The 18610-nt window shown below is 50.8% G+C and carries 13 protein-coding genes; 4 read left to right on the forward strand and 9 right to left on the reverse strand.

The window, feature by feature from the left end; all coding sequences use genetic code 11:
* Nucleotides 1-50: 50 nt before the first annotated feature.
* The 3 genes from ACFSB2_RS13360 to ACFSB2_RS13370 form a co-directional block, all read right to left on the reverse strand.
* Nucleotides 51-2648: a transglycosylase domain-containing protein gene (locus tag ACFSB2_RS13360; protein ID WP_377943568.1), complete on the reverse strand. Its 2598-nt coding sequence runs from the start codon at nucleotides 2646-2648 to the stop codon at nucleotides 51-53.
* 24 nt (nucleotides 2649-2672) lie between these two features.
* Complete coding sequence (locus tag ACFSB2_RS13365; RefSeq protein WP_377943569.1) at nucleotides 2673-3869, reverse strand: D-alanyl-D-alanine carboxypeptidase family protein; 1197 nt, start codon at nucleotides 3867-3869, stop codon at nucleotides 2673-2675.
* A gap of 100 nt (nucleotides 3870-3969) precedes the next feature.
* Entirely contained in the window at nucleotides 3970-4461 is a 492-nt protein-coding gene (locus ACFSB2_RS13370) for a CcdC family protein (RefSeq protein WP_377943570.1), read from the reverse strand.
* 292 nt (nucleotides 4462-4753) lie between these two features.
* Here ACFSB2_RS13370 and ACFSB2_RS13375 point away from each other — a divergent pair, with 292 nt between their 5' ends.
* Nucleotides 4754-5656 (forward strand): SDR family oxidoreductase, encoded by a 903-nt coding sequence (locus ACFSB2_RS13375; RefSeq protein ID WP_377943571.1) that lies wholly within the window; start codon nucleotides 4754-4756, stop codon nucleotides 5654-5656.
* A 108-nt stretch (nucleotides 5657-5764) separates the two neighbouring features.
* On the opposite strand, the gene ACFSB2_RS13380 is transcribed toward ACFSB2_RS13375, so the two are convergent.
* From ACFSB2_RS13380 to ACFSB2_RS13395, 4 genes are all read right to left on the reverse strand, one after another.
* The gene (locus ACFSB2_RS13380) at nucleotides 5765-7969 is read right to left on the reverse strand and encodes a peptidoglycan-binding protein (protein WP_377943572.1); all 2205 of its coding nucleotides are present in this window, start codon (nucleotides 7967-7969) and stop codon (nucleotides 5765-5767) included.
* A 142-nt stretch (nucleotides 7970-8111) separates the two neighbouring features.
* Entirely contained in the window at nucleotides 8112-9515 is a 1404-nt protein-coding gene (locus ACFSB2_RS13385) for a hypothetical protein (protein ID WP_377943573.1), read from the reverse strand.
* Nucleotides 9490-11112 carry a DUF4855 domain-containing protein gene (locus ACFSB2_RS13390; RefSeq protein ID WP_377943574.1) on the reverse strand — a complete coding sequence of 541 codons (1623 nt, stop codon included), beginning with the start codon at nucleotides 11110-11112 and terminating at the stop codon, nucleotides 9490-9492. Before ACFSB2_RS13390 ends, ACFSB2_RS13385 begins: the two co-directional genes overlap by 26 nt.
* Nucleotides 11113-11830: 718 nt before the next feature.
* Nucleotides 11831-13672 (reverse strand): PAS domain S-box protein, encoded by a 1842-nt coding sequence (locus ACFSB2_RS13395; RefSeq protein ID WP_377943575.1) that lies wholly within the window; start codon nucleotides 13670-13672, stop codon nucleotides 11831-11833.
* Between the two features lie 281 nt (nucleotides 13673-13953).
* Here ACFSB2_RS13395 and ACFSB2_RS13400 point away from each other — a divergent pair, with 281 nt between their 5' ends.
* The 3 genes from ACFSB2_RS13400 to ACFSB2_RS13410 are packed head-to-tail and all read left to right on the forward strand — an operon-like array spanning nucleotide 13954 to nucleotide 15760.
* Nucleotides 13954-14772 (forward strand): ParA family protein, encoded by an 819-nt coding sequence (locus ACFSB2_RS13400; protein ID WP_377943576.1) that lies wholly within the window; start codon nucleotides 13954-13956, stop codon nucleotides 14770-14772.
* On the forward strand, nucleotides 14769-15107 hold the full coding sequence (locus ACFSB2_RS13405; RefSeq protein WP_377943577.1) for a hypothetical protein: 339 nt from the start codon (nucleotides 14769-14771) through the stop codon (nucleotides 15105-15107). Before ACFSB2_RS13400 ends, ACFSB2_RS13405 begins: the two co-directional genes overlap by 4 nt.
* Before the next feature lie 14 nt (nucleotides 15108-15121).
* Nucleotides 15122-15760 carry an HAD family hydrolase gene (locus tag ACFSB2_RS13410; protein WP_377943578.1) on the forward strand — a complete coding sequence of 213 codons (639 nt, stop codon included), beginning with the start codon at nucleotides 15122-15124 and terminating at the stop codon, nucleotides 15758-15760.
* A 60-nt stretch (nucleotides 15761-15820) separates the two neighbouring features.
* Here the strand turns inward: ACFSB2_RS13410 and ilvA are convergent, their stop codons facing one another.
* Both ilvA and ACFSB2_RS13420 read right to left on the reverse strand, forming a co-directional pair.
* On the reverse strand, nucleotides 15821-17095 hold the full coding sequence (ilvA, locus tag ACFSB2_RS13415) for a threonine ammonia-lyase IlvA (RefSeq protein ID WP_377943579.1): 1275 nt from the start codon (nucleotides 17093-17095) through the stop codon (nucleotides 15821-15823).
* Nucleotides 17096-17228: 133 nt separating this feature from the next.
* Nucleotides 17229-18551: a sulfatase-like hydrolase/transferase gene (locus tag ACFSB2_RS13420; RefSeq protein ID WP_377943580.1), complete on the reverse strand. Its 1323-nt coding sequence runs from the start codon at nucleotides 18549-18551 to the stop codon at nucleotides 17229-17231.
* Nucleotides 18552-18610: the final 59 nt, after the last annotated feature.

Below are 18610 nucleotides of genomic sequence, written 5' to 3' on the forward strand. Positions count from 1 at the left end.
ATTTCTGTGCGGCGCTCAAAGCAATCATCCGATTCAAAAAGCATGCTTGACTAATGGTGATGCCCGCGTCTGTTTGCATCAGTCCCCGGCGGTACAAACAGTGTCGTGGCCGAACCAGTGCCGGACGATGAATCACCAGGCGTGGTTTGGGTTTGCCCTGGCCCTGACGGAGAACCTGAACCAGACGTCCCGCCAGTCGTGTTACCACCCGTAGTGTCGTTTCCTGGCGTTGTGCCATTGTCGTCGCCTGTTCCACCCGCGCCATTGTCAAACGGCGGGGTCGTTCCATTGTCACCTGTGCCGTTGTCAAACGGTGGCGTTGTGCCGTTGTCGTCACCAGGCGTCGTCCCGTTGCCAACACCTGCGCCAGGCGGCGGGGTCGTATTCCCCGTCTGGACCGTGACCGTAACTGGCGAACCGACAGCCTGGCCAGAGTTCGGATCCGTCGCCTGAACGGTATATTGATACGTCTGACCAACCTGCACGTTTGTATCTGTCAAAGTGGTGCCTGTGACTTCACCGACTGGAACCGCTTCTCCAGATCCACCAGCGCTGATCTGCGTGCGTGTGACCGAGTAATTCACGGCCGTGGGAAAATACGCTTGCCAGGACAGCTTGACCTGGTTGTCACTGGCATCATACGTACCAGTGAAGTTCTTGATGCCCGCCTGCTGTGTCTGGGTCGTCTGTGTCTGTTGGCTCACATAGTTGACGCCGTCGGCCGTCCCCGTCTCATACGGATAGGGGCCTTCTGAAAACTGCTGTGGCGTTTGATTGGCCAGTGCCAACGCAATGACGTCCTGAAATATCTTGGCGGCATTGCCGGAAGGATCTTCCGGTGTCATGGTCATATGGTGACTTGCGTCGGTTTGGTCATAACTGATATGGATGCTGCCAAGAATGGTCGGCGTATATCCGTCAAACCAACCGTCGCGAATCCAGTTGGGATGATCCCCATTCAAGCCCGTATCATATTGTACAGTACCCGTCTTGCCAGCAACGCCCCAGCCGTTCAACTTCGCATACTGTCCTGTGCCATAATCGACGACATCCTGCATCAACCGCGTCATGTCCGTGGCCGTTTGCGCCGTCATCACTTGCGTCTGCGACGGTTTATCAGCATAGATCTGCTGACCGCTCGCGTTGATGATTTTATTGATGAGATACGGCGTAGATCGTACCCCGTTATTGTCAAACGCCGAATACGCGCCAGCCATATCCATCGGTGTGACACCGTTGGTCAAACCACCAATGGCTATCCCCAAATGTTGATAATCCGCACTCACAAGTGGAATGCCGTCATTTTTGGCAAAATCGGCCCCGGTCTTGATGCCAATTTGCTGCAGCAGCCAAACCGACGCAATGTTTTGCGACTCTTCCAACGCGTACTGCAAAGTGACCTTTGACGGACCCCCGACCTCCCAGTTGCGCGGCTCATAGCCGCCGCCAAAATCCTGCGGTTCGTTGTCCAATACAGAGGTATATGTCCAGTTGCCAGATTGAAGCGCAGGTGCGTACTCCATAACCGGCTTGATGGAAGACCCAGGTGAGCTGGACTGATAAATGCGATCCAGTCCCAACGCCGTGTAACCTTGTTGTCTGGAGCCTGCAGCCCCGAGGATTCCCCCGGTCTTTGGATCTATGAACAAACCTGCGCCCTGCACAACTGTGCCAGATGTAGGTCCGGGGAAATCGCTGTTGTACTTCCCACTCCAGAACACTTGATTGACCGCGCTTTGCACAGTCGGACTGATGGTCGTGTAAATCTTCAGCCCACCTTGCTGGACCTCTTCTGGTGTAAGTCCCTTTTTACTCAGGTAATCTAGCAAAAAGTTTGTGAGCAGTGGTTGACTGCTCCAGCCATCGTCACCCGGGAAGTTGTGAAACTTGACGCCCAACTTCGTTTTTTCTGCTTTTTTTGCTTGCGTTTCGGTGATGTAACCCCAATGCGCCATATTCTCCAACACCTGATTGCGGCGCTCAAGCGCCGCCTGTGGGTGCGCAATCGGATCGTAAGCGGAAGGGGCCTGACCCAGACCTGCCAACAACGCTGCCTGCGGCAATGTCAGCTTGTTCCCTTCCGTTTTCAAATTCAGGCCAAAATAGCGAAGGGCGCCCTGCTCCACGCCGACACTACTCTGCCCGAGCGGTACGCGATTTAAATAGTCTGCCAAGATTTCTTGCTTCGTAAAGTTTCGTTCAATCTGCATCCCGAGAATAACCTGCTGAAACTTGCGGACAAACGTCTTTTTATCTGTCAGGTAAACCATCTTCGCCAACTGCTCGGGAATCGTGCTGCCACCCTGAGCCAAACTCCTGGAGAACAAATCAACCGTCATGGATCTGACAATCGATTTGACATCGATGCCAGAATTCGTCCAGAAAGTGTGATCTTCCGTAGCAACGATGGCGTTTTGCAACGTCTTCGGAATCTGTTGATAGGTTAAATCCGTATTTTGCGACCCCAGTGTCATCAACTTTGACCCATCATTCGCATATACGATGGTGGGTTGATGCACCTTTTCCAGTTCGGCTGACTGGAATGGCATAAACCGAACCGCGAGATAGAAAACAAGGGCAATCAACACCACTAAGGCAATGACCGATGCAGCCACAATCGAAATTAAGCGCCGTACCAGTGTTGGCACCTCCTAAATTTTGCAAAGCCAGATTCAGATCCGTTTCAAGCGCCACAAATAACTAGGCCCTTCAATGGCCGTCACGGTCTTGAGTGGGATCTTTTTCGTTTGATTCCCAACGGTGACCGTCATTGTCCCGACTGCCGCCCCCGCCGCAACGTGATTTTTCAACGTTGGATCCGTCGCCATTTTTGTCTCGACATGGATACCGTCCCAGCCGATCATCTGCACGGGTGCAGATGCCTGCAATGTCTGTTCGTCCATCCACGGCGCCGTCACCTGGGCGAGCGGCTCTGCATTCTGAACGACAGTCACAGAATGCACTGCCGCACGAGCCTCAGTGGATAAGGTCACACCTACGTTTAGCACTTTTGTCAAGATAGATTCGGCATTTTTTTGTCCAAGAATGGCGCCAACAATCATGACATCCTGATTGTTCACCTGCTTTTGCGTCGCAAACACCAAACAACCGCCGGCCTCTGATGTACTGCCTGTCTTACCGCCAATAATACCACCGTGACCAAGGTCTGCATTGACGTTGTAGACGATCCCGGCTACAGGTAATGTCGCCTGTGCTTCTCCAACCACCTCTTTGAAAGTGGCGTTCTGCATCGCAACCCCAAACAAGTTCGCTTGGTCTACCGCCGTGCTCGAACTGCCAGGATCATAACCGCTGGCGTCCACATATTGAGTATGGGTCATCCCCATTGATTTCGCAGTTTGATTCATCTCTTTAACGAACTTGCTGACACTGCCGTCACACCAGTTAGCTAACATGGTTGCCACATTGTTGCCGGATGGCAAAAGCAACCCTTCAAGCGCTTGTCGCTCAGTGAGCTTTTCGCCTGTTTGGACTTTGAGGCAAGACTCCCCTTTTGCCTTATCATCCAGATACGTTTGGTAATCTGCTTTTGTGACCGTGATGCTCGGGCCCTGCTGCCCTTCTTGCAGGGGGTGCTTCTTCAAAACCAGATATGCTGTCATGACCTTCGTCACACTAGCAATCGGCACGGATGTTTGCGTTCCTGATTGCCCCAACTCACCTACACCAACGACATCCAGCGCTGCTTCTCCCTCACTGGGCCAGTTGATAGCTGGTTGATGCCCAGAGATCGTTTGATCTGGCGCAACATCGGCCTGAACCGTTAAATGAGAAACTGGACGAACAAGCTGAACGACAGGAATTGCAATAATCACGAGAGCAATAATAATCCACTTGAGGCTGCGCACGAAAATCCTCCTATTGTTGTTTGAGTGGCAAATTCGCAAAATGGCGTTCTGCCAAACAGGCAGATAAACCCATCAAATCTGATTGCGTCAGGTGGCCTTTTTATACAGAAGGCTGCACTGGTTTTCTCTCTTGTACAAGTCGCCGATAGCGCATGAACATCGCCATACGCCAAGGAACCAACATACCAAAGGCGAGATCGAAAAAGAGCGAACCGGTTTGATATACGTCGACATACTGCTCCACCACGCTATGAAGACCAATACGCACCACGAGCAGGCCGAGAAGAATGTAGATGAACCCTTTTGATCGCTGTAAAAAGACACCCTGCTCATTCCGGTAGAATTTGGAAGTCAAAATCAGCGGATAGCTCAGTATACATCCTACAAGGAACGCAATAATCCCATATTCCAGTGATTCATGCGTAAACGGAAAGATATACATCAAGAAGCCTGTGCTCATCATGACCGGCGGAAGCAGAATTTTGCGCGCACTCGTTGGTTTGCGCCCCGCGCGTATTCGTACCACGATGACGCTCAGCGCAAACACGACCGTGATGACCATCGCAACGATAGTCGCGACCGAGTTGCTCATACGTACCCCTCACTTTCAGACGACCCTTTTCCGATGACATCATCGTCGATGTACATACTACTGCCAGTGAGTATACCACCAAATGTATGTCATGTTTTTGAACTGAGTCCCACAAAATTGCGACATATGCTTTTTAGCACAATCAGATCATTCCTCAATTGGATATCAGATCCGTCAGAGAGAAATTGGCACAGTTGGACAGCAGATTTTAAAGCATAGAATGCGCATCCACAAGCATGCTAAGACGGTAACAGCTACTGCCAAGCGTGAGAAATGAGGGAGGTTGGAAGTTTTGCCGCAGAACCAAGCATCGACTGCTACGTCAACAGCGCCTGCTTCGCAATATCCGACACAGTTTCCGCCACAACACCAGAATGTCCAACCAGGTATGGAAAAAGACATGAATCCACGCCCGATCTGCGATGATTTAAAATATCGCGGAAGTGGGAAATTGACCGGAAAATACGCCATCATCACTGGTGGAGACAGTGGCATTGGGCGAGCCGTGGCCATCGCTTTTGCAAAAGAGGGAGCCGATGTCGCGATTGTCTATTACAACGAACACGAAGACGCCGATGAGACGGCGCGCCATGTGGCGCAGTACGGACGTCGTTGCCTGACACTTCCCATCGATGTTCGCAACCAGCAATTGTGCCAAAAAGCCATCAGTGACACACTGGCGACATTTAGCAAAATTGACATCCTGGTGAACAATGCTGCAGAGCAGCACCCGCAAAACAGCATTGCCGATATCACTGCTGAACAGTTGCGAAACACGTTTACGACAAATGTGTTCGGTTATTTCTATATGATCCAAGCCGCTTTGCCCCATTTAAAGCCTGGTGCCTGTATCGTCAATACGACCTCAGTGACTGCATACGAAGGCAATGAAACACTGATTGATTACTCTGCCACCAAAGGGGCCATCGTATCCCTGACACGCTCATTGTCCAAGTCACTGTGCGACCAAGGCATACGCGTGAACGCAGTGGCACCAGGGCCTATCTGGACACCGTTTATCCCTTCGACGGCACCAGCGGATCAAGTGGCTAAATTCGGTAGCGATACGCCGATGAAACGCGCAGGGCAGCCGTGTGAGTTGGCACCAGCGTACGTTTATCTTGCAAGCGATGACAGCTCTTATGTTTCAGGCCAAGTCATGCATGTCAATGGCGGGCATATCGTCAACGGATAGCAGAACAGGCTGCAAGCTGGAACCGCATGCACGTAAAATACAAGGTTGCCGCAAGGTCAGCTTCATGGCTTTGCGGCAACCTAAAAGTAACTCACTCTTCAAGGTCATTCATTGCTGCGCCGTCAGCGTGGCGTTTTGCGTTGAAATATAACCAGTCATCAAGGTACCCGGCGCTTTGCCGCCACTCGTGCCAGCGGTTTGTGCGGCAAATTGAATTTGAATCATACCGTTCACTGGTGTAGGAGACTTCGACACCACGAAATCGCCACTGTGCAGTGTCAGCAGCGCTGTACCGCCACTCGCCGAACCGTAGACCGGTACAGATGTGGACGTCCCGGCCGGATTCGCAACGGTGATGCGGTAGACATTGCTGAACTTGACATATTGGGAATCAACCCATCCCTTATTCGGGATGTGGAACCAAGGAACCACATATCCATTCGCCATTCCCTGTTCAATTTCATCCACATTCACGGTCTGACCAGCAGGAATGGTCGGTGTCGTACTCTCTGGCTCGATATACGTCTGCCACATCGCATAACTCCATACGCCTGCCGTCGACGTGATATTGTTCATGGTTTGAAACTGCTTTACAGCGGCAGTGGTGGCAGGGCCGTATTGGCCATCCACTGTCAGACCAGCATTCATATGGTTATTCAGATACGTCTGAACTTCGCTCACCGGTTCACCTGAACTGCCGTTTTGCAGGGGGCCAAAGAACATATCATCCACACCCGCGCCCATACTTGCATAATAAGGCACACCATTGTTGTAGTACGTGCTGCCTTGCGTGACCGCAGTGGCACCATTGAGATAGTAGACTGGCTCCGTCGTGCTGGAAGGCTGCGGCGCATTGTCATTCGCGGAGTACTGCTGGTAGTCACTCACACTAGATCCAACTGAAGTCGCAAATTGGCTCATTAATCCACCAATGCTGGTTGCCCACTGTGGATCCGTCGCATAGTGAACGTTCATCCCGTTCAATGTCGGCGAGACATACTCGCTGCCGCCAGGGTTGAGGTAATTATTGCGCACCTCCCACGCCTGAAAGCGGATGGCGTAATCATTGCTCGGAAATAGTCCGGCGTCACTGCCCGGATTCGAATCATATGCGCCGTAGCCAAACAGGTTGTTTTTCGCCAGCGCGATTTGGCTCTGCCCCCAGTAACTCTCCAAAATCGCATGGGAGACCAAATAGTTTGCATCGACGCCATATGTGCTTTGAGCTTCCATAAACGACTCACCAAGCCCATTCATCGGCGAGTCGTGATTGGTCAGATACTGGTTTATCGTCTGCGCGTTCACATCAGCTGGTGCAGGGAAGCGCAGATCTACATTATTAAACGATCCGCCAGTCGATCCCGTCGTACTGCCCGTACCACCGCTGCTCCCAGTCGATCCCGTCGTACTGCCCGTACCGCCGCTGCTTCCAGTCGATCCCGTCGTACTGCCCGTATCGCCGCTGCTCCCAGTCGATCCCGTCGTACTGCCCGTATCGCCGCTACTCCCGGTCGATCCCGTCGTGCTGCCCGTATCACCGCTGCTTCCGGTCGACCCCGTTGACGGAGGCGCTGTCATCTTCCAGACGGTCCCCTGCCAATTTGACTGGATACCAATCCGGTTGAGCGCTTGTTCGACATACCAAATTGGTAGAAATGTGGTTTGGCTCTTGGAAGCCGGATCTACATGGACCACCCCATCAACACGCTCAACCACGGTGCCGTTGATGGCGATACACGTGCTGCCTTTGCCATACTTGATATTGCTATAATCGATGTTCGCGGCTACACTTTTCGGCACGGTGATATTCCAGACACCGTTTGACCAAGTGTGCGAAAGCCCTTCTTGATCCAGCGTGTGCATGACATACCATATCGGCATGTAATCTGTGTTCTGATAGGTGAACCCGTATGGAGAAGTGATCAACTTGTTATTGTAGTAAATCTGTTTTGTTTCGAGATCTTTCACAGCCGTGCTGGATGCGCCAAGTGTAATTGGCTGCGACGCAAACGCAGCCATCGCTGTATCAAGCGCACTCCAGGTGGATGGGCCTACCACGCCATCCACCTGTAATTTGCGCGCCTTTTGAAACGCCTCTGTTTGAGTGAGCGTTTCCGGGCCAAAGTCACCATCCGCTTGGCCAACCGTATAGCCAAGCGCGTTTAAGTCATTTTGCAATTGCGTGACACTTGCACCCTCTGATCCGGACTGCACAGTTGTCTCTGTCGACGACTGCGCATGTGCAATGACGGGTACTGTAATGGTGAGAAGTGCCGGCAACGTCATTACAGCAAGCAAGCGTTGAGTCTTCAATGCGGATCCTCCACTTCTCTCTTCCCTGATCGGTTTTGCAGATGCTGTTCATTCAAAAATCAGTGCTTGGGCGGCATCCGCAGCGGTTCAAATTGCACCAGCGTGTTCGCGGTTTTTCGATGCGTGGAAGCACAGCGGCAGGTTATTCAGCAACATCAATTCTCTGCACTTGAAGACCATTTGCGTTCGATGACACCTCTAAATCGCCAAGCGAGACAGTGCCTCCGATCTGCGGCAACATCTCGTTGACGGAGATGGTCAATCCGCTGTCGTCTGGCACTTTGATTTGCAATGATGTATTTGCGGCAGCCCCCAACTCCCGACTGTCGAGCACATCGGCGGTCTGCCATGTGCTGTCACCGGGCAACTGGTACTGAATATCGCCCAAAGCCGTACTGTAGCTGAACCATTCTGTCCCTCCCAGACTTGGCATCGTCAAAGTGAGCATTCCGTTCTCATCCGTCACTTGAATTGCATCATAGAACTGGTAGGTTTGCAAAATGGCGTCTTGAACTTCCTGATTACTGGTGAAAAAAGGTTGCCCATTGATGCTGTCCCCGTTAAACGTGGCAGTTGCTTCGTCTTCAATGGGGTAGCTAATTTGATACTGGTTGTCCCCTAGCGCATGATATCCGCGCTTGTTGTCTGCAAGGTTCGACACCATCTGCGATAATTCCTGCGGTGTCAACAAGTCTGTCGCCTGAACGCCCTGTGGATTTAAGCCAACCGCATTTGCCCAAGCGAACGGCGCGCCTCCAGGTTGGTAGTCCGCGTTCTGAATGCCGTATGCATGCCATAACATCGTATCGACGGTCTGTACGTCGGCCGCTTCATACGCACCCGAGTGCGTGGTGGAATCAGGTGTCAAGATGCTCTTTTCAATGGCCTCATGCACCACGCCCCACTCAGTGCTTGTGGCCGAAATATCGTCATAACCGCTTGTCCCACTCGTGTCAGGCGACAAGCCAAACGCTGTTAAGATGTCCTTTGCAACTTGCCATTTTGCCACTTCATTGGCAGGCAGCGGCGGTTGCGGTTTCACGGTCGTCGGTGGCTCTAATGTCCACGTTTTTCCGTCCCAGGGCGATGAGATCCCCACCCGCTTGAGCAATTGCTGGGTATACCATATGGGAACAAACGTCGTCGCCTTGCCTGTTGCCGGGTCCGTTGCCACAATCCCGTTCACTTTGTGCATCAGATTCCCGTTGATCTCCAGTTGAATGGCGCCTTTGCCCACCTGAATATCACTTGTGTCAACCGAGAAACTGCTTGGCACCTTCATGTTCCAGATCTGATTTTTCCATGTACTCGTAATGCCCAATTGCTGAAGTGTGTTCATCACATACCAAATTGGCATATACATCGTATTGCCGCTGACAAAGCCATATGGCTGTGTGGCCGTTTTCCCGTTTAAAACAATGGCCGTTTTCACCATTTTGTGCTTAGTCGCCGCAGAAGCCTGTGGAATTGCCCCCAACATGGGTAACAAACTAAGGCACGCGGCCATCCCTATCCCGGCGCTACGAAGCGCTGCTGCTCGTTTCACCCGTGGTCCCCCCTTGAATGAACGCGGCCGTGTCATCATACACTGCACGCTGATTTGGATCCGTCGAATTCGCTGCAGTTACAAGTAGTTTCGATCCGTCATAAAATGCGTGACTCACTTGATTCTGACCAAATCCTTCGACGCCGAGCTTATTCAGGAAGGTATCGTACAACTGCTGATTGCTCGTATCCAATCCATTCAGTTCCACTTCAATGCCCATGCCGCTTTCTTTGGCTGTCTCCATAGCATTGCTGATGCGAATGGTGTTGGCGGCGTTTCCTTGCTCGACGTAATTTGGTTGAATCCACGCTGCATCAAAGCCAAGCTGATTCCACTGGTCACTGCGGTTCGCTCCGTAAAAAGGAATCCAAAAAAGTGGCAGTTGATTCGTATGCGCCAATTGTTCTGCCGCGGTCATTAGATCCTGCTCGCCAGGCGCATTTTCCCGATATTGCTCCTCGTCAAAATAGAGGCCGACCAATTGCAAGTTTTGAAAATTACTTGCTTTCCAACGAGACAAAATCGTATTGACATACCATGTCATCGCTGCGCTGCGCGCATTCACGGCATTGGGATCTGTGCCACTGCCGCCAAAATTGAGACTCTGTCCATTCACGGTGCCAAATGCATGACTGCCAAACGGAGAATACGGTATGCTCAAGACGACTTTTTCTTTGTAACCCGGGCGATTTAATGCTTGATTGGCCAGGGCAACCGCCTGATCTAAGGCGCTTAACTGTTGATTGGCGGTAAACAGATCATTCAAGTAGTTATTCCAGCCTGTTTCCGTGTCAGCGACATTGCCATACGGCAAAAACAGCATCGTATCGAACATCGATCCGGTCATTTTACCAGTCTGATCCGTATAAGCGACCATCGGCTCAAAATCGCTCGTAGACCACGTGCCTTCACTGCCGTGCGCCCCGGTCTCCACCAGGAGCATATTTTGAATCCCCGCTGCGTTCGGCGAGGTAGGCGCCATTGCGCCAGTATCTGAAGAGGTGGATGAAACACTCGGATAGCTATTCGGACTTTCCCCTTGCGCTGTCGTGCTGCCGGACACGTCCAAACCTCTGGCAAACACCCAAACTGCTACTGGGAAGTAAATGCGAATGGCGCTTGTTTCGACACCGGAGGGTAAAGTAATTTGGAAAGTTTGCGTCATGGTTTTTTGCTCGCTTTGCGGAATGCTGGAATACCGCGTGGCTAGAGAATGCCACTGGCCATTCTGCTCCGCTTCAAACTGGACATCGTCAGGGAAATAAATACCACTGCCCGTGTTCTGCTCCATGGTGATTTGAACGTGCTCTACATCGACATTTTGCTTAAATTGGATGGTGATGTTTCGGCCATTTTGGTGGCTAAACCCGCGCCAACCTGTCGAGCTTGTGAGGGGCTGTTGATACTGTTGTTCCTGTTGACTGAAAGTGGAATCTGGCAGACCAGTTACTGCAGTGGCAACGGAACCGAGACTCATCAGGTCTTGCCCGGTCGAGCTCTGTGCGGTGGCTGCCTCTGCTGATGGCGCAACGCCCATGAAACAAGCAGCGGTGGTCGCCATCGCCAAAGCGGTCCATTGTCCGCGATGTTTGTTCATTTTTCATCCTCCAACATTATGTAAATTACACATAGCGACAAGTGCCCAAAAAGCAATCACGCGTATACTTTGTATAGACGACAAAAATACGCAAAATGTTACACGATATGCAACTAATTCTACTAGAAGAAAATGAGGCCACACAAATTGATAATTCAGAACGCGGCTGCTAAAAATTCCTCATATAGTATGACGCCGTGTGAGCACATCTCGCTTGATGCAGCGCTCATAAACGGTAATAACCCCCACCAAATCCATACCCTGCCCGAAAAATATATTTAATATATATCTTGACGATGTGGATCATACCTCATATAATCCAGTTAAATGTTAATATCTTCTGAACGAGTGGACATGATGATCTCAAAATCGGTAATGTGGGCACATAGATTTTGAAGGAGTGTATTGTGCAACCGGCCACCTAATTTATTAGGGTGGCTATTTTGCGTTGTATCCAGGTCTACTGCCGGAACCTACGAAAGCGGGGTGCCACTATGCAACTGCGGCAATTGCATAGTCCCAGTCGTAAAGACCCGGTCATATCAGGGGCAAAGGGTAAATAAATAAAAAAGAGCATTGAAAAGAAAAGCACAAGCTTCACTCATCGGCTGCCAAGGCCGAATCTATTGGTATGATTCATAATTTCGCACGTCCAAAAAGAGGACTGCTCCTTGAGGAACAGCCTCTTTTTGCATTTCAAAATTTTCTTACACTTCATTCACATCTCGCCAGCAAATTCACAGATGGGTAAGGTGATGGTCACCGTTGTCCCTTTCCCCATCTCACTCTCCCAGGCCATGAACCCGTTGTGGGATTCTACGATGCGCTGGCACACCATCACGCCAAGTCCTGTACCGTTCGATTTTGTCGTATAGAATGGCTCCCCAATCCGTCTCAACGTCTCAGGGTCCATTCCCTTGCCGTGATCGACAACAGCGATGTGCAGTTGTTCTTTCACAAGCCAAGTGCGGATGGAAACTTCCCCACCGCCGCGCATGGCGTCCATCGCGTTTTTGAACAGATTGATAAGCACTTGACGCAGTCTATCCGGTTCACAGAGGATGAGTGCGTCTCCATGATTGAAATCGACATGAAACCGAACATTGTGCATCAGGGACTGCGAAGACAAGAGCGAGATGACCCCATCCACCAGCACCTGAATGTTATAGGGCTTAAACTGTGTGACATGCGGCTTCGAGAAGGCGAGCATCTCGTTGGTGATGCTTTCGATCCGCTCAAGTTCGGAATACATAATATCTGCGTAATCCCGCACTTTTTCAGGCTGAACCTTCGCCAATTGAAGAAATCCCTTTAATGCGGTCAAGGGATTGCGGATCTCATGGGCCACACCTGCCGCCAATTGCCCGACAACCGACAGTTTTTCAGAGCGGACGAGCCACTCTTCCGCCTGCCGCTGTTCCGTGACATCCCGAAACACCAAAACGGCACCCGTGACCTTCCCCCGTTCTAGCATGGGTGTGACATGATAATCTACCGGGAAATTCGTTTTGTCTTTGCGCCAGAAAATATCGTTTCGAACTTCTCGTTTCTGGCCGAGATGAATCGCTTTGTGCATCGGACAATCAACAAATGCGCTCTTCGTTCCATCCGCGTGTGTGTGATGTAAAAACAGATGTAGACTTTGTCCGATGATCTCTTCAGCTCGATACCCCGTCATGCGTTCTGCGGCGGCGTTAAAAAAGGTCGTTTTGCCTTGTAAATCGACACCGCAAATCCCATCGCCTACAGATTGCAGTATAGAGGTGTTTTGCACACTTAACCGTTGAATCGTTTCTAACGTATGTTGTTGCGAGGTGATATCGCGGCAGATTGCGTAGATCCCCGTCACTTCGTCATCCACCAAAATGGGGATGGTCTTCACGTGCGCATGAATTTGCTTCCCTTTGCGATGGCGGATACGAACTTCGTATTCCTTGCACAATCCCGTTTTAGCATAGACCAGGGAGCGCCGTATTTTCATGGCGTCATGCGTCGATACGAACACGTCAAACGGCCACCCTGCCAGTTCTGCAGGCGGATAGCCGACAAATTCGGCTGTACGTTCATTTGCGTCCACAATGTTGCCGACCAAATCAAACTGAATAATGGCATCCGTATTTTGTTCGAACAGTGAACGAAACCGCTGTTCACTTTCACGCTGCGCTTGCAATGCGCAATTCCTATCTGTTACATTGCGAATAATACCTCGTATTCCAATCGGAAAACCAGTTTCATTGATCACGCGTGTAGCGGAAGCCTCCAGACACAGTTGTTTGCCATCTGGACGTTCGTACAAAAAATCCTGCGCCTTAATCGGGCGTCCCGTATTGTAAACCATCTGAAACATTCTGCTTAAAGAACGCTCCGCTTTGTCGCTCAAGTATTTCTGATACCCATCCCCAACAAGCTGCGCTTCTGTCAAACCCAGGATCTCGCACAACGAAGCATTAAACAGCACGAGATGCCCTTGCCCATCCACTTCATAATAGCCATCATAGATACTTTCCAAGATATCTCGATTGAACTTTGAGCTATTTATATTCGTAAAAAGGGTAGTCACGCATCTGCCCGCCCCTTGCCCTTCGTTTGTTCTAAACTTTTGTCATATTGTTTCACTGCCGTGGAAAATCGTCAATATAAACAAAAGAAAATTCACTCTATAAACAAACGAAAATGTTATTTATCAATATATGCATCTATATATAGAATATTTTCGCATTTATATATTTATATATCCATAAATCACTCATCAATGCACGCATAGACGCACCTGCGCAAAAATCGCAAACGAATAGATGAAACGCTTATGCTAGAATACAAATTGGAAGGAGCGCGTGATGATTGCGGCCACACACAACCATACTATACTTTGGCATTCAAAAAGGTGGCGCGGCGAAAAGCACCAGTGCTGCAGCCACGGCGCACATACTTGCACAGCGCGGTTTTCACGTGCTCGCCATCGATACAGACTCACAGGGCAACCTGACAAACTTGTTGAGCGGCGTAGATGACATATACGAATTTGCCGGACGCACCACACTGGAAGCCATGAAAGCAGTGGATGCATCAGGAGAGATGCTACTCGAAAATTTTGTGCATTCGGTCGGGCCGCGGATGGACCTCATGCCGAGCGAAGATTTTATGGCCACGCTCTCCCGCTGGCTGTATCGCGAATTCGAGCGGGATCACCCCGGTCAAAACCCCGGTTTGGTCTTGCGCAATGTCGTGCAGCGCATTCTGTCCGTGCGTCCATATGATTTTGTGATCATAGATTCGCCGCCAAGCCTTGGAGATCAGTCCATCAACGGCATGGCTGCAGCGACACATGTCATTTCGCTGTTCGAACCCAGCAAGTTCTGTCTTGACGCATTGCCACGCTTCTTTGAGACCGTTTTTCATGTCCGCAACCAATTGAATCCATCGCTTCGCGTGACTGGCATTTTGGCCACCATGATTGAAAAGCGAAGAGCCGATACGAAATTGCTCATTGAAACTGTACAAGATGACGAAGAATACGGCCCGCTGTTGTTCAAGACACAAATTCATCGGCGCGCAGCGACTGGCAGACTCAATTTGCAAGGGTTTCTAGCCAACCCAGAGCTGCGGCGCGCATTGATCGAATATGCGCAATTTGTCGAGGAGGTGCTCGCGCGCCTATGAGCGATTTAAAAGACCAACTCAAGCAACGCCTTGTTCGCTCGCGAAGTGTTCATCAGGAATTGATCCAAGCCGCGCCCGCCCCGCCCGTCCCCGACGATGGCGCTGTCAATGACGCACCCGCACCCGTTTCGCCAGCGAACAGCCCAGGGCGGCCGCGCAAAGTCAAGCGAAAAATCACCACACTGTATTTCGATGAAGATTTGGACAAGGCACTTGAACTCTTTCTGCTCCAACAATATTTACAAAGCGGATCGAAAATCAGCAAAAGTGAATGGATTCGAAATTTGGTGGAAGAATCTTTGCGTAAAAACGACGCATGGCCCAGAAAGTCCTGACAGGAGGCCCATAGGTGGCAATACTGATATTCGATCTCGACGGAACATTGATCAACACAGCAAGCATCGTTGTGGATGCTTATCATCGTGTCTTAACTGATTTTTCTTACGATAAGGCGGCTTTGCCCAACGAAGAACAGGTGTTAAAAACATTCGGCCTGCCTGACACGGAAATATGGCGTCAATTGATGCCCAAGCACACCCCGGCGCAACAGATGAACGGATTTGAACAGGCAAGTGGTCGGATCCAAAAAGACATGGCTGTGCAAGATATTTTGTTGCCGCACGCCAAAGAAGTGCTCATTGAACTGCATGCGCGCGGTCACGTGCTGACCACCGGCAGCAACTGCAATCAGGCATACCTGGATGTGGTGATGACCACACAGGGCATCGGGCATCTGTTTGACCGCCCCCTGTGTTTGGAGTCGGTCAGCGGCCAGGAGAAAGCAGATATTTTACGGACGCTGAAGGCGCGCTACGAGCCAGACGGCGACTTGTATATGATTGGCGACCGCTATACGGACGCTGAAGCTGCGCGCAAAGTACATATCCCGTTTGTCGCTTGCGATTTCGGTTTCGGAGATCCTTCGGAATTGGCTGGCGCGACACATAAGATTCAATCGCTGCCAGAATTGCTTGCGCTGTTTCAATAAGCTGGAGAATAGTCAGTGAAGACAAAGATGAGCAGCCGCCGGACTGCTCATCTTTGCGCTTTAAATCAGAAGGTGGAACAACGCCGGATCCTTGTTGATGTCAATATACCGAATCCCGTGGCGCTCCATCCGCTCAATGAGAAATTGATACTCCTCTTTGCGCTTCAGTTCGATTCCGACCAGCGCCGGCCCATCTTCCCGATTGTTTTTCTTGGTGTACTCGAAACGCGTGATATCATCGTCCGGTCCCAATACATTGTCGATAAATTCCTTCAAGGCGCCAGAGCGTTGCGGAAAGTGCACGATAAAGTAGTACTTTAATCCCTCGTAAATTAGTGAGCGTTCTTTGATTTCCTGCATGCGGTCAATATCGTTGTTGCCTCCACTCACGATGAAGACCACGTTTTTGCCTTGAATGTGCGCTCTGTAGCTGTCCAGCGCCGCAATGGCCAACGCGCCAGCCGGTTCAGCGACAATGGCATGCTCGTTGTACAATTCCAGAATCGTCGTGCAGACTTTGCCTTCCGGCACAACAACCACATCGTCCAAGACATGCTTGCAGATTTCAAACGACAACTGACCGACCTGTTTTACAGCGGCACCATCGACAAATTTATCGATTTCATCGAGGTGTTCGACTGCATTGTGCGCGAGGGACAGTTTCATAGAAGGCGCGCCTTCAGGTTCGACGCCGATGACCTTCGTCTGCGGAGAAACACTTTTGATGTACGTGCCAACCCCCGAAGCCAAGCCCCCACCGCCGATGGCCAAGAACACATAGTCCACAGGCGCGTCCATGTCGTTGAGAATCTCCATGGCAATCGTGCCCTGCCCCGCGATGATCAGCGGATCGTCAAATGGGTGGACAAACGTCATGCCCGCTTGTTGGCAATATTCCATCGCGGCGTGGTAAGAGTCGTCAAACGTATCCCCGACCAGGCGGATGTCCACAAACTCGCCGCCAAACAGCGACACCTGTGTCACCTTCTGGCGGGGCGTCGTAGCAGGCATGAAAATTGTGCCCATGATTTCGAGATATCGACAGGAGAACGCGACACCCTGGGCGTGATTCCCCGCACTCGCGCACACCACGCCCTTTTTTCGATCCGCCAGAGGAATGTTATGCAGAAAGTTGTATGCGCCCCTGATCTTGAAGGATCTTACATTTTGCAGATCCTCGCGTTTGAGATAGACGTTACAATTGTATTTGTCCGATAACACAGGATTTCTTTGCAGCGGTGTCTTGCGGATGACATCTTTCACGACGTGGCTTGCAAGCGTAATGTCTTCCAAAGTCACATTTATGTTTGATTTTTTGGGATTTGTGTCCGCCACTTCGTCAGCCATCCTTTCTCTATGGGTGCCAGAAACATGCTGTTTCCCGTAGTTTAAAGGATCAGATAGACATCATGTAAGTGGAAGTGTGAACTTTTGCGCGCTTCATCGCTGTCGCCTGCGCGATTGTCGCTCATTTTTCACACCTTGCGGGCTCACCCGAACAAGCCGTATACCAGTTTTGTACAGCCTGTGTCAACTCCGCGACCAAATCGGGTTGTTCTGCTGCTAGATTGTTCCGTTCACCTGGATCTACCAACAGATTAGACAGATGAACATCGTCCACTTCCGCGCGCGAGAAATCCAGTTTCCCATTTAACACGAGCTTCCAGTCACCACGTCGCATCGCCAACTGCCCACTGTATGCCCAATATAGATCTTGATGCGGGGATTCACCTTGATTTTGCACCATCGTCGCCAGTGACACCCCATCCAACTCCGGCGATTCTGGCACCGCCGCGCCGATGAGCTCCAGGATAGTCGGAACGACATCCATCATCATGCCGACTTGATCACAAACCTGTCCGCCGGGAACAGCGCGTGGATAGCTCAAAATGGCTGGTTCCCGAATGCCACCGTCAAACAGACTGCCTTTATGACCTCTAAAAATACCCGCACTGCCACCGTAATAGAGATCTTCCGTACCATCTAAAAAGTTTCTCGATTCCGTTGAAGGACCATTGTCACTCGAAAAGAAAACGATGGTATCCTCCAATTTCCCAATCTCATCAAGCGCTTTCGTAATGCAGCCAACACCATCATCCATCGCGGATATCATCGCTGCCATGATCCGCTGTTCCTTCGGCAAGTCAGGAAATCTATCCAAATACTTCTGCGGCGCATGCATGGGGTAATGCGGTGCATTGTAAGGCACATAGAGAAAGAACGGATCGTCAGTATGGCCGTGAATGAAATCGACAGCGCGCTCTGTAATCAGCTCTGTCATATAACGTCCGTTTTGCCAAACTTCCGCTTTGTTGTGCCACAAATCATGCACTGGATTGACGCCGCCAGCCTGCCCCCAATAAAAGATGTGCGAATAATAGTCCACACACCCCGCGAGAAAACCAAAGAACTCATCAAACCCGTGGCGATTGGGTCCATTTTCTTCTGTCACACCCAGGTGCCACTTGCCGAACAGCCCGGTTTGATATCCCAATTTCTTCAGCCGCGCAGCCAGCGTGGTTCGATTACGCGGTAAGCCGACCGTTCCTCTTTTGCCACCCAGAATCTCCTCTACCCCCGCCCGAGCTGGGTAAAGGCCCGTCAACAAGGACGCGCGGGATGGAGAGCAAACAGGCGAGTTTGAATACCAGTTGGTGAATCGAACACCCTGATTCGCCAAGCGGTCGAGATTCGGTGTGTGAATCGCTTGCGAACCATAGCAACTCAAATCTCCATAACCGAGATCGTCACAATAGATCACCACTATATTCGGTTTCGTATTCAAATTCATTCATCCCTCACTCAATCCGATTGATGCAACGATTTTTCAGCGTGCTATCTCCATGTTAC

Source organism: Alicyclobacillus fodiniaquatilis, assembly GCF_042678105.1.
GTDB classification, from domain to species: Bacteria; Bacillota; Bacilli; order Alicyclobacillales; family Alicyclobacillaceae; genus Alicyclobacillus; species Alicyclobacillus fodiniaquatilis.